Source organism: Dechloromonas sp. ARDL1 (genome assembly GCF_051122455.1).
Taxonomy (GTDB): Bacteria; Pseudomonadota; Gammaproteobacteria; order Burkholderiales; family Rhodocyclaceae; genus Azonexus.
The window spans coordinates 4,358,407-4,371,751 of the sequence record NZ_CP168939.1 but is presented as its reverse complement, the minus strand read 5'-3'; the positions used below and the strand labels follow the sequence as shown (position 1 = coordinate 4,371,751).

The window sequence follows — 13,345 nt, the reverse complement described above, 5'->3', positions numbered from 1 at the left end:
TCAAGGCGTGCCAACGAACAGGAAGAGGTTGGAAACGCCACTTGTCGAGTAGCCGAAGCCGACATAGGCCGGACCGAACGGTGTCTGCCCGCCCAAATAGATGGCCGCCGAATCGATCAGACCGTCACGATTCGACTCGCTGTAGCGCATCCCGACCTTGGCGGCTTCGAGGGCGAACCCCAGGCGCATGTCGCCGCTCAGGCCGAGCGGCAGGTGGCCGATGATCTGCTCGGTGCGGAGGCCGATATAGCGGATGTTGTCACCGATCAACTGGTTGGGTGCGAAGGCGGTCATGTTCAGGAAACCACCCAGATTACCGGCGTCGTAGACCGGCAGCACGCCACGCGGGGATCCGGTGTAGCGGAAGCGGGCATTGAAGACCGTGCCGCCCAGCGAAAAGGCGCCCTGCAGATTGGCCTCGGCTTTCGAATAGCCTACTTCCGGCGAATCGAAATAGGAGAGTTGCGCCGCCCAGCCGCGGGTCGGGAAATGCATGCGGTCGAACTGGTCGAAATCGATGCTGGCCTTCCATCCACCAAAGGCCGCATCGGCACTGGGCAGTGACGGCGAACCAATATCGAGATCGTAATAGCGATGGCGCTGCACCCAACCCAGGCGCACCGGCCCGAGAACGCCGACGTTGGCGCCAAGATAGGCGGCATAGCCGCTCTCGGTGACCTTGTATTGCGCGATGCGGGTATCGTTCTGGTAGATGTTCAGACGGCCCTGCTCGATCCCGGCGGTCCCCTCGACAAAAAAGCGCTGCGCAGGATCGAGCGGCTGGTAGAAATTGGCGCCGAGACGGTTGGTCGAGCCGACGTCGCCGGTCACGATCAGTTCGCCGCCAAGGCGATTGAGCCAGGTGGAATGATAGGCGGCGCGCAACCCGAACGAGGTTCCCTGACTGTTGTCGGCCTGCAGGTTGAGGCCGAAGCGCAGGTAATCAGGCCCCCAACGCTTTTCCAGCGGGGTGATGCGCAAGATGTTCTTGTCGCGCTGCGTGAGTACCGTGTAATCAACACTCTCGTACCAGCCGTCGCCATACATGCGCAACAAATCGCGGTTAATTTCGGCCGGCTTGATGCCTTGCCCCGGTTCGACATGCAGGTGGCGCTCAATCACCGCCGGATCGACCTTATTCAGTCCGGCAATTTCGATCTTGTCGATGCGCGGCGAGGTACGGCGCTTGACTTCGATACCCTGCCACCAGGCCGCATAAACTTCGGGCGGCAGGGATAGCGCCGCCAAGCGGTCGCTCACCGTTTCGCCGGCGGCCCTTCCTCGATCGGCGGCTTCTGCATGCCGTGAAAAATCGCCGGCCGTGATGCCGTTCAGATCAGGCTTGATGTAGATGTCGCCCTCGCGCAACAGGGCTACCGACCGGCTGACATTCTGTTCGGTCAAGATGGCGATCATCTGTGCCGAAACGGTGATCAGCGAGCCAACTTCCTCGGCTTTGAGCAACGGGGAGCCAACGTTCACGGCGATCACGACGTCCGCATTGCAGCGCTGGCGCACCTCGGCAATCGGCAGGTTGTCGACCAGGCCGCCGTCGACCAGCTTGTACCCCCGAAAATCAACCGGTGCCAGCAGGCCGGGCACCGACATGCTGGCCCGCATGGCCTGGGTCAGCGGGCCATCGCGGAAGACCACGCGTTCGCCTGTACCAATGTCGGTAGCGACGATGGAAATGGGCAGCGGCAGGTCCTCGATATTGCGTTCCCCCTGGTTGGCCCGCACCAGCTGGTTGAAAAACAGCTTGATCTTCTGGCCGTTGACGACGCCTGCCTGGTACTTGACCCCATCGGTCATCACGCCGCTTTCCGATCCCGCCAGAAAGCGCCGGGCCAGCATCTTGTTGCGATGACTCAGTTCCGCATAGTCCGGATTATCGATAAACATGTCGCCCCAGTCCGCCGCGCCCAGGCTCTCGCGCATCGCTGCAGGCGACATGCCGGCCGCCCACGCACCGGCAACCAGTGCCCCCATGCTGGTCCCGGCAACGCAATCGACGGGCACGCGATGCTGCTGCAGGGTTTCGAGGATGCCGATATGCGCCGCGCCGCGTGCGCCTCCGCCACCGAGAACCAGGCCGACCCGGGGACGGGCAAGCTCGGCGGCTTGTGCCAGAGTGGCGACGGAGAGCAGGGCGGGAAGCAGCCAGCAGACAATTCGGGCGTATCGGGACATGTTTGTTCCAAGCGAAAAAAAGCCCCGCTGGGCGGGGCTTTTCGTTGAAGTTCGGTCGGCTTACTTGGTGCCGATGACTTCGATATCGACACGACGATCCGGCTGCAGGCAGGAGATCAGCGCGGCGGTCTTCTTGTCGCCCTTGCACTTGTCGCCGGTAACCGGCTGCTTCTCGCCCTTGCCTTCGGTGTAGACGCGGTTGGCTTCGATGCCCTTGGCAACCAGGTATTCCTTGACGGCGGCAGCGCGCTTCTCGGACAGCTTCTGGTTGTAGGCGTCGTTGCCGATGCGGTCGGTGTGGCCGACAGCGAGGATCACTTCCAGCTTGATGGCCTTGGCCTTGGAGACCAGATCGTCGAGCTTAGCCTTGCCTTCCGGACGCAGGACAGCCTTGTTGAAGTCGAACAGGGCGTCAGCAGCGACGGTGATCTTTTCACCGGACGGCTTCACGCCAGCCGGGGCGGCAGCGGCGCCAGCCGGAGCGGCAGCGGCCTTCGGCTCGCAGGTTTCCTTCGGCAGCAGGTCCTTGTCGCATTCGCAACCGGCCTTGTCGGCGGCAGCAGCAGCCGGGGTCCAGTAGCCGTCGCGCCAGCACAGGCCGAAGCCGCTCTTGGCGACGACGTCACGCTGGTCGATCAGGTAAACGCGCTCTTGCGCAACAGCGGAGAAACCGATACCGGCCAGCAGGGCCAGAACCAGCGATTTCTTAATCATGTTCATAGTCGGGAGTCCCAGGAAAAGTTTTGCGTAGGTACTTGTAGTTTGAAGCTACCCAATTCTATTACGAATCGTCACCTTTCAACCACTTGTCACACACAATCCGGGGCAGTTCGCCCGCAGCACATCCGGTAACATAGGCGGATCGGGCCATTGCGCGCCATCCTGGGGATCATCAAAAAACGATGACAACAATCCGAGCCCTATTCCGCTGGCTGCTGGGCAAGCCGGCGTCCTTGTCCGACCCGCTGATCAAAGCACTCGACCGCTTCCGTAACCCGGAGGCCGATACGCTGGAGTTGATCCGCCGCCTGGTTGCCGTGCTGCGCCCGGCGAATCGGCGCGACGACGCTTATGTCGAGCGCTACCGCGCCATGCTCGACCGCATCGAGGCCGATGCCGAGCTGCGCGCCGCGTTCTGCGGCCATGTCGTGCACTTTCTGGCAACTCGCCGCCTGGTAACCTTCTTCACCGACAGCGGCATCCTGCCCGGTACCGGTTTCTTCTCCGAATGGGGGCGCATCATCGGCAACCGCCTGTTGCCGGAAGTTCCCGACGAACGCCGCCTGAAGGATTGCTTGCACGTCGTTTTCCCCCACGCCGGCGACTGGCGCTGGCTGCAGGAAATTCCACAGGAACTCTCGCTGCGCTTCTGGGAACTGATGACCCCGGACATGGCATTGCGCAACATCGACTGGCGCGGTATCCAGGAGCAGATGCTCGATGCCGTGCTGCTGCTCGCCCACCGTGTCAGTGGCCTCGGCGTGGAAAGCGAGTTGATGCGCGCCTCGACCAATTTCGACGACGACACGCCGCGCTTCGTCGCACTGTCGGCAGAAGCCCTCGACTACGTCACCACCTTCCGCAGCGCACTGAACGACAACGCACAGTCGGCCGACGACGGCAGCCAGTTGCTGGTCATCGCCGACCAGTGCGCCGAAACGCTGCAAAAAATACGCAAGCGGGCGCTCACTGTCGGCACAAGCCTCCATTTGTCTTATGTATTGACACGCAGCGAACAGAGCATCGAACGCCTGCGCGAGCTGGTCGCCATCCTCGGCGCCGGCCAGCAGGCCGAGACGCATGCCGGAGCGATCCGCGCCTGGGGCGCCTTCGCCCACGCTGCCTTCATCGCCGAGAACCGCCGCAACAGCCTCCGCTTCTACCTCGGCCAGTTATCCAGCCTGCTCGCCGTGCGGGTGACCGAAAACGCAGCCCGCTCCGGCGAGCACTATATCTGCGACTCAGCCAGCGACTATCGCCAAATGTGGCGTTCGGCGGCCGGCGCCGGCGTACTGATCGGCATCATGGCCCTGCTCAAGATCAAGGCCGCAGCGCTGCACGCCCCGCTGTTCGGCGAGGCCTTCCTGTTCAGCATGATCTACGGCCTGGGCTTTGTCGCCATCTACCTGCTCGGCATGACGGTGGCCACCAAGCAGCCGGCGATGACTGCCCAGACGCTGGCCGGCCTGCTCGGCGACCTGCGCCTGAACCGCAGCGCCGATCTCGAACACCTGGTCGACGTCATCGCCGCCGTCTGCCGCAGCCAGTTGGCTGCCATCGGCGGCAACGTAATGCTCGCCCTGCCGGTCGCCATTGCCGTCGGCGCAGGCCTGGGCTACCTCAACGGCGCCCCGGTCATCGATGCCGGGAAAGGCGCCCATCTGGTCGCCAGCCTTGACCTGCTGTCCTGGGCACTGCCCCATGCGGCGATCGCCGGTTGCTACCTCTTCCTCTCGGGCCTGATCACCGGCTATTTCGACAACCGCGCGGCCTATGCCGGGATCGGCCCGCGCATCGCCCGCCTCGGCTGGCTGCAGGCCGTTTTCGGAAGCCGGCGTGCCGGACGCATCGGTGTCTATATTCAGGACCGACTGGGCGGCATCATGGGCAACTTCCTGTTCGGCTGCATGCTCGGCTCGACCGGCGTCATCGGCACCATTCTCGGCCTGCCGCTGGATATTCGCCATATCGCCTTCTCGTCGGCCAACCTGGGCTACGCCCTGGTCGGCTTCCAGTTCGACCTGCCGTTCAAGGTCATCGTCTGGGCCGCGCTGGGTGTTGCCGCCATCGGCTTCGTCAACCTAGCGGTGAGCTTCCTGCTTGCCCTGCGCACGGCCATGCGCGCCCGGGGCGTCCAGTTCACCCACCACGGCCCGCTGCTCAAGGCTTTGTGGCGCCGCTTGCGCCAGCAACCCGCCACCTTCGTCATGCCGCCCCGCCAGCCGGTCGACGACGCGTAAAATGACAGCGTGTTCGCCCGTCCGCTCCCCCTCTTCCTGTCCGCCCTGCTGCTTGCCGTCGCCCCCCCGCTGGCCGCCGGCGAGCTGCGCCTGCAGGCGCCGGACGATATCGATGAACTGCTGGCACCCTACTTGCCCGAGGAAGCCGGCAATCCGCTGCGGCTGCAAGCTACGCTCAGCGAGATCCTGGCCACCGAAGGTTATTTTTCGCCGAATTTCGAATTCAAGGACAGCGACAACGGGCTGCAACTGAACCTCGACCCCGGCCCGCGCACGCTGATCAAAAACGTCGCCCTGAGCCTCGACGGCCCGCTCGCCGCATCGACCCGTGAAGAACTGCAGCGCGACTGGCGCCTGCCAGTCGGCCAGCCCTTTCGCCAGGAGGACTGGAACGAGGCCAAGCAGCAAGTGCTCGCTCGCCTGCTCGCTGTCGAGCACGCCGACGCCCGCCTGGTCGACAGCGAGGCGACGATCGATGTCGAAACACACAGCGCTCGCCTGAGTGCCCACTACGACACTGGGCCGCGCTACCGCTTCGGCCCTTTGCGCGTCGAAGGCCTGCAACGTCATGAGCCTTCGCTGGTCGATCGCTATAACCGGGTCGTGGCGGTCGGGCAACCCTATCGCGAGGAAAGCCTGAACGCCCTGCGGAGCACCTTGCAGGCAACACCCTATTTCGCTTCCGTGCAGACGGTGCTCGATCGCGAGGCTGCGGAGCTGAACAGCGACGGCACGTTGACCGTTCCCGTCGTGGTCCGCGTCCGCGAACGGGCTCCGCACCGGGTCGCCTTCGGGGCGGGCGCCAGTTCGAACACCGGCGCCCGCGTCGAACTCAACTATCACTCGTCCGACCTGCTGGGCCAGGCCTGGGAACTCAACAGCGGCCTGCGCCTGGAGCAGAAGAAACAGACTGCCTACACCGACATCTTCCTGCCGCCGGACGAGCGCTTCCGCCGCAACAGCGTGGGCGCAATGGTCGAAACCACCGACATCGCCGGCCTGAAGACGGAGCGCTATGCCTTTGGGGCGCAAACCGTGCAGCAACGCGGCAGCGTCGAACAGCGCCTGTCACTGAACTGGCAAAACGAATTGCGCGAACCCGATGGCGCCCTGCCAGAAACCAGCCGGGCGCTGGTGCCCAACGCGATGTGGACCTGGCGGCGCGTCGACAACCTGCTCGATCCGCGCCGGGGAACGGTTCTGCAGATGCAAATCGGCGGCGGCGCCCGCGCCGCACTGTCCGACAAGGATTTCGTCCGCCTCCACGGCCGCATCCAGCACTACATTCCGCTCGGACAACACAACACGCTGACCCTGCGCGGGGAAATCGGCACCACGCTGGCCGATTCCCGCCGCCATATCCCGCAGGACTACCTGTTCCGGACCGGCGGAGCCAGTTCGGTACGCGGATACGCCTACCAGAGCCTGGGCGTCAAGGAAGGCGCAGCGACGGTCGGCGGCCGCTACCTCGGTATCGCCAGTGCCGAAATAACACACTGGCTGGACGAGGACTGGGGCATCGCCGCCTTCATCGATGCCGGCGACGCCTTCGATTCGCGACAGGATGTCCGCCTGGCCGTCGGCTACGGACTGGGCGCCCGCTGGCGCAGTCCGGCCGGCCCGATCGGCGTCGACCTGGCCTACGGCGAGCGTGTCCGCGGCTTCCAGCTCCATTTCGCACTGGCCATCCCGTTCTGACATGTTGCGCCGCATTGTCCTTCTCGCCCTCCTCGCCAGCGTTTTCCTGTTTGCTGCCGCCGCCTGGCTGGCGGGCAGCGAAAGCGGCCTGCAAACGACCCTTCGTTTAGCTGCGCAAGCCAGTTCCGGGCGCTTGCAGGCTGAGGACGCGCGAGGCAGCCTGAGCGGCCCCCTCGACATCGCCGGGCTAAGCTGGCAAGACGGCGGTCAGCGAATCGCCATCACCGACATTCACCTCGACTGGTCGCCAAGCGCCTTGCTCTACGGCCAACTGCGGATAACCGAACTGAAGGCGGAGAGCCTGGAAATCCAGCAGCCCGCCAGCGATGCTCCGTTGCTGCCACCGGACAAGCTGACGCTCCCGCTTACCATCGCCATCGAGCGCGTAACCCTGGGCATGTTGAGCGTCAACGGCAATCGACTCGCCGAAGGCGTCAGCGCTCGCCTGGCGAGCGATGGGCGCCAACACCATGTCGAGCAGCTGGCCTTGCGCCTGGCCGATGTGGCCGTCGAAGCGCAGGCTCGCCTTGATGGCCAGGCCCCCTTCCCGCTGTCCGGCACGCTCACGCTCAGCGGCCAGCTCGAGCAGCGCCCACTCGCCCTGGCCGCAACCGCCGGCGGCGAACTGGAGCGGATCGAACTGGCCATCGTTGCCACCCAGGGCATCGACGGCCATGCCGACGTGTCGCTGACGCCCTTTGCCACGGCACCGTTCGCCCGCGCCCGCCTGCAACTCGACCATATCGATCCGGCCAGCTGGGTAGCCGACGCCCCGCGTGCCGACCTCAACGTAGTCGCCGACATCGTGCCTCAGCCCCCGGGGGTTGTCGGCAGTTTCGGGCTGACCAACCAGCGCCCCGGACCGATCGACCGCCAGCGACTTCCGCTGCAGACCCTGGCCGGCACCCTGAACTGGCAGGACAAGCTGTTGCGGCTCAGCGACCTGCACGCCGCCCTGCCCGGCGGCGGCGAACTCAACGGCCATGGCGAATGGCGCGACGCCACCTTGTCGCTCGACTTGCAAGCCCGACGCCTCGATGCCCGGCAGCTCGCCTCCCCCCTCCAGTCCACCCGGCTGGCCGGCCCCCTGGCAGCGACGCTGGCGGCCGAACGTCAAAGCCTGCGCGTCGATCTGCGCGACCCGGCCTTCAGCCTGCTCGCCGAAGCCAACCTGGCCCGGCAGCACCTGCAAATCCCCCGGGTCCTGCTCGCGGCCGGCGAAGCACGCCTGGAGGCGCAAGGCGAATTAAGCCTTGCCTCGCCGCGTACGTTCTCGATCAACGGGGAACTGCGGCACTTCGACCCCAGCCGCTTTGGCAGCCTGCCGGCGGCGCGCATCAACGCCCAGTTGCAGGCCAGCGGGCGCCTTGCACCCCAAGCCGTCGTCGATGCCGGCTTCACCTTGCAGGATAGCCGGATAGCCGGCCAGTCCGTCAGCGGCAGGGGGCAGCTCGCCATCGCCTGGCCGCGTATTCCGCGCGCCGACATCGAACTGCTGGCCGGCAACAACCGCCTGACAGCACAAGGTGCCTACGGACAGGCCGGCGACTTGCTCAAGCTCGACATCGACGCCCGGCAACTCGCTCCCTTTGGCCTCGAAGGGGGCGTGCAAGGCCACTGGGAATTGTCCGGAACACCGCAGGCCCCCATCCTCAGCGGATCACTGCAGGCCGACAGGCTCGGTTGGCCCGGCCATGGCAGGCTGAACGGACTCAAACTGAGCGCCACCCTGGGCAGCGACGCCTCCTCGCCCCTGGCGCTCGACCTGAGTGTCGCAGCCCTCGACAGTGCCGATCAACCCGCCCTGCTGCGCGCCCTGCGCCTGCGTGGCGAAGGCAACAAACTGGCCCATCGCCTGACAGCACAAACCGATATCGCCGGCCAGAATCGGCTTGCCCTCGCTGTGGCAGGCGGCTGGAACGACACCCGCGCAACCTGGAGCGGGCAGCTCGACGAGGCGCGCCTCGACAGCGGCGATCCAGCACGTAACATCCGGCTGCGAGCCCCGGCACCCTTGCTGCTATCCGCTACGGCATGGCGAATCGGCCCACTGCGCCTGGGTGGCGACCCGCTGGACTGGCAAGCGACACTACAGGCGAGTGCCGACGACAAGGCATTCACCGCTTCGCTCGCGGCGCGGGGCAGCCGTATCGGGCAGATCGACGGTCGCGCCGATGCCGCCATGCGGGGTGCCTGGTCGCTGGCCCGCGACAGCCGCTGGCAGGGCACGCTGCAGGCGGATGTCGCCAGCCTCGGCTGGCTCGGCGAGCTGATCGGCGAAGGCTGGCAAAGCGAGGGCAGGCTCAACGGCGAACTTCGGCTCTCCGGTACGCCCAACCGACCGCTGCTCGGTGGCCGGCTGCGCGGCGACCAACTGGCGCTGCGCCTGGCCACGCAAGGACTGAATCTCACCCGGGGCGAACTCGATATCGATCTGCGCGACAACCTGTTGCACATCACGCGGCTGGGATTCGACAGCATCCTCCAACCCATGCCGCGCGCGCTCCGCCTCGAATCCGACAAAGCACTGGCCGGGCTCGACAAGACGCCAGGGCGACTCGAAATCAGCGGCGAGATGCGGCTCGACCGACGCCTGGGAAGCGTCGCCGACGAGCGCAGCAACGACAGCGCCTTTCTCGATGTGCGACTGGACAGACTCGGCGCCTTCCAACTACCCGATCAATGGGTTGCCGTATCGGGCAACGGCCGACTGAGCTGGCAGAATGGCACCCTCGGCGCGCAGGGCAAGCTGGCAGTCGATGCCGGCTACTGGCAATTGGCCAAGAGCGGCACCCCGCGCCTGTCAGACGATGTGGTGGTCAGGCGCCCCGGCAGCGAAAAAACCGCTGCCGCACCGCGCCCAAAACTGGATCTTGACCTCAGCGCCGACCTCGGCAACGCCTTCCTGTTCAATGGCGCCGGCCTCACCAGCCGCCTCGGCGGTGAAATACGCATCACCGCCAAGGGTCGGGACCTGCCGCGGGCCAACGGCACCATCCGGACCCGCAGTGGCCGCTTCGAGGCCTACGGGCAGAAACTCGATATCGAACGAGGCATCCTCAGCTTCAACGGCTTGCTCGACAATCCGGGACTCGATGTCCGGGCCGTCCGCAAGGGGCTGGCAGTCGAACCGGGCGTTCACATCGGCGGTACGGCGCAGAAGCCTGTCGTCAAACTGGTTTCCGACCCGGAGCGGCCGGATGCCGAAAAGCTCGCCTGGCTGGTTCTCGGCCACGGCCCGGAACAGACCGGCGCAGGCGATGCGACCACCCTGCTGGCCGCCGCCAGCGGCCTGCTCGGCAACGATTCCGGCAATGTCGTCCAGCAGATCAAGAAAACCTTCGGCTTCGACGAACTCGGTGTCCGCCAGGGCAACCTCGGCGACAGCGGCGGGCGGCAGCAAAGCAGCCGGGTCGCCGGCAGCAGCGTCGATACGACAGGCAGCACCGGCCAGCAGATATTCTCGGTCGGCAAGCGCCTGTCGTCGAACGCCCTGCTCTCCTATGAACAAACACTGGGCAGGGCGGAAGGCATCGTCAAGCTGACCGTCAACCTCAGCCGTCGAATCGCCGTCATCGGTCGGGCCGGCAGCGACAATGCGCTGGATGTGTTCTACACGCTGACCTTCGGTCGCGACGGGATAAAGGACGGCACCAAACAGTAGGCGATGCCGATAAGGCAAACCGCCTTGGAAGCGGTAATAAAACGAAGCGCAGCGGTCCTGGCCAAGCGTGCCGACGCAGACAGTACAACGCGTACGGCAAGGCGGCACAACAACCCCAGGATCATTTTGTTAGCGCTTCTTGAAGCGGCTCGCCATCCCGAGGCTGTGCCCCCTCTTTTCGCCCCAGGTGGCTGACCACGACAGCCAGCAAGGCATCCTGCCTGAGCGGCTTGGACAGGAAATCATCCATGCCGGCAACACGAGTATGCTCGGCATCCTCGGCGAAAACTCCGGCACTCAGGGCGACAACCGGCAAACGCCCGGCCCCCTGTTCCATTTCCCAGGCACGTATGCGGCGAGTTGCCTCCAGGCCATCCATGACCGGCATCTGCACATCCATGAGAACCAGGTCGGGACGCGGAATGCTGGTCGCCGCGACCACGGCCTCGCTACCGTTGGCCGCCTGATCGATGCTCAGCCCCAGGCGGGAGAGCATGGTCTGGGCGACCTTGCGATTGATCGGATTGTCATCGACGACCAGCACGCGACCAGACATCGCCACAAGATCGCCGGCTGCCTGGCGTACCATTTGCCGGCTGTCCGCATGGCTGTCGAGCGCCTCGACACGAATCCGGAACCAGAAGCGCGAGCCCTTGCCCATCTCGCTTTCGACCCCCGCCTCGCCCCCCATCAATTCAGCTAGGCGACGAACGATGGACAGGCCAAGGCCGGTCCCGCCATACTCCCGGGTCGTCGAGCTGTCGGCTTGTGAAAATGGCTGAAACAGCAGCACAAGCTTGTCTTCCGCGATACCGATGCCACTGTCGGTAACCGAAAACTCCATCAGGAGGTGCCCCTGGGCATTGACGACCTCGTTGGCTTCGATACGCACAAAACCATTGTCAGTAAATTTGAGCGCGTTGCTGAGTAGATTGGTCAGCATCTGCCGAATACGGATCGGATCGGCCATGTAGCGTGCGCCCGCACTCCCGTGCCAAGCCAACTGCAGATCGATGCCTTTTTCCTGCACGCTACCGGCAAACAAGGTGGCGGCCTCGTGGAGAATCTGCGCGGGATCAAAGGGCGCGCTGCTGATATCCAGCTTGCCGGCCTCGATTTTTGACAGGTCCAGCACATCGTTCAGCAGGGTCTGGCCGGAATTGAGGATGGTTCGCGCAAAATCCTGCCGCTCCTCCTCCGTCAGGTTGGGCATTAACAGTAGTTGAGCCATGCCAAGAACCGCATTCATGGGTGTACGAATTTCATGCGACATGACAGCGAGGAAGTCGCTCTTGGCACGGTTTGCCGCCTCCGCCGCCTCTTTGGCTTCGTAAAGCTCGGTAATGTCGATGCGAAAACCGACGATAAAGCCTTCCGGCGTCTTGCGCTCGCGAATTCTCAACCAGCGGCCGTCATCAAGCCGCTGAATGAGATCGCTTTGCCCGCTGCGATGAGCCGCCAGCCGCTCGGCCACCCAGGCATCGAGCCGCCCGCTCGCCTGCTCGTACTGCCCCCGTTCCGCCCCTATCCGGATAATGTCCTCGAAGCGCCGTCCCGGCACCAGCAGATCTGCCGATGACTGGTAATACTCGCGATAGCGCTCGTTGCAATAGGCCAGCCTGTCCTCCTGGTCATAGATGACAAAGGCTTCCCCGATAGTCTCGATTGAGGATTGCAGCATGGCCTGGCTTTCCTGCAGGCGGCCCTTCATGGCCAGATGCTGCGCAAAGGTCCGGAACAAGGTGAGAAGAAGCGCAAGGACAAGCACTGAGAGCAATATCGCCACGAGCACGACCCGGGTTCGGTAATCGCGATAACTGGCAAGTACCTCGTCCTTAGGATGTCCGACGATAAAGCTCAAGCCGTACTCCGGCAGGCGCTCGAAACCGTAAACACGATCGATACCGTCAACCGGATCAAGCTGCGCAAAGCTACCGGACAGGGGTGCGCCCGCTGCCAGATAGGGCACCCCCTGCAGTTTCTGCCCCATGACCCGCTCACCGTCCGGATAACGCGCCATGATATCCCCGCTGTCGGCAACGACCGACACCACCGCGTTCTCGCCCAGCTTGCCCCGGAAGGCGGTCAAGGCATCCGGACTGACCGAAAGCACCAGAACCCCCATGAAGCCTTTTTCGGACAACAGGGGTCGCGTGATCTGGATGGACCACTTGCCGGAGCGCTTGCCCTCAACCGGTTTACTGATCACCAAGCGGTCACCGCCATCGACATGAGCCCGAAAATGCTCGCGCTCGCCAAGGAACAACGGCTCTTTCGGCAGACCCAGGTTGGAATAGACCAACCACCCCTGCGCATCGATTACCGCAATCTGGAAAGTCGTGTCTTCCATGTATTTCTGGCGACGGCCGACCTGCATGTCGAATTGGGCCGGCCCTTCCATCCAGTGCATACGCAGGTCGATCAGCGCCGCATTCAGGCGCTTGATGAGCGACGCGGCATTCTCTGCCGAGGCCTGAGCCTGGAATTCGGTAACGCGCTCCATTTCGTGCAGATCGCCACTCTGGCGGCGCTCGAGCTCGTGGAGCGCGCCGCCCCAGATCATTGCCAGGCAGACCAGAATAGCCAGGCCAAGAATCAGCCGGCGAGACTGCTCGCCCCCGTAGGAAAGAGTCGATTTAGCCATGGTCTTCTTCGTTTATTACAGGGGGGTGACCTGACCGCTGCTCAGGGAAATATGGTAAATCCCAGACATGGCATTTTCATCCAGCTATGACCAAAGTAATGAATACACCCCATCTCTCCACTCTCCCAGACGCGCTCCCGGCACTTACCGGAAAACAATCGATACAGCCAAGATGGCCTTGCTCTCTGA

6 protein-coding genes are annotated in these 13,345 nt (G+C 64.3%); 3 read left to right on the top strand and 3 right to left on the bottom strand.

Annotated features, from left to right (window positions below):
* Nucleotides 1-2,190, bottom strand: coding sequence for a patatin-like phospholipase family protein (locus AB6Q56_RS21590; protein WP_434515062.1), 2,190 nt, complete (start codon nucleotides 2,188-2,190; stop codon nucleotides 1-3).
* Nucleotides 2,191-2,250: 60 nt separating this feature from the next.
* A complete protein-coding gene (locus tag AB6Q56_RS21585; RefSeq protein ID WP_434515061.1) occupies nucleotides 2,251-2,910 on the bottom strand; it encodes an OmpA family protein in 660 nt (219 codons plus the stop codon).
* Between the two features lie 182 nt (nucleotides 2,911-3,092).
* Here AB6Q56_RS21585 and AB6Q56_RS21580 point away from each other — a divergent pair, with 182 nt between their 5' ends.
* The 3 genes from AB6Q56_RS21580 to AB6Q56_RS21570 are packed head-to-tail and all read left to right on the top strand — an operon-like array spanning nucleotide 3,093 to nucleotide 10,512.
* Complete coding sequence (locus tag AB6Q56_RS21580) at nucleotides 3,093-5,150, top strand: site-specific recombinase (protein ID WP_434515060.1); 2,058 nt, start codon at nucleotides 3,093-3,095, stop codon at nucleotides 5,148-5,150.
* Between the two features lie 9 nt (nucleotides 5,151-5,159).
* On the top strand, nucleotides 5,160-6,848 hold the full coding sequence (locus AB6Q56_RS21575) for an autotransporter assembly complex protein TamA (protein WP_434515059.1): 1,689 nt from the start codon (nucleotides 5,160-5,162) through the stop codon (nucleotides 6,846-6,848).
* A 1-nt stretch (nucleotide 6,849) separates the two neighbouring features.
* Nucleotides 6,850-10,512 carry a translocation/assembly module TamB domain-containing protein gene (locus tag AB6Q56_RS21570; protein WP_434515058.1) on the top strand — a complete coding sequence of 1,221 codons (3,663 nt, stop codon included), beginning with the start codon at nucleotides 6,850-6,852 and terminating at the stop codon, nucleotides 10,510-10,512.
* A 121-nt stretch (nucleotides 10,513-10,633) separates the two neighbouring features.
* Here the strand turns inward: AB6Q56_RS21570 and AB6Q56_RS21565 are convergent, their stop codons facing one another.
* Nucleotides 10,634-13,156, bottom strand: a complete 2,523-nt coding sequence (locus AB6Q56_RS21565; RefSeq protein WP_434515057.1) for an ATP-binding protein — start codon at nucleotides 13,154-13,156, stop codon at nucleotides 10,634-10,636.
* Nucleotides 13,157-13,345 lie beyond the last annotated feature (189 nt).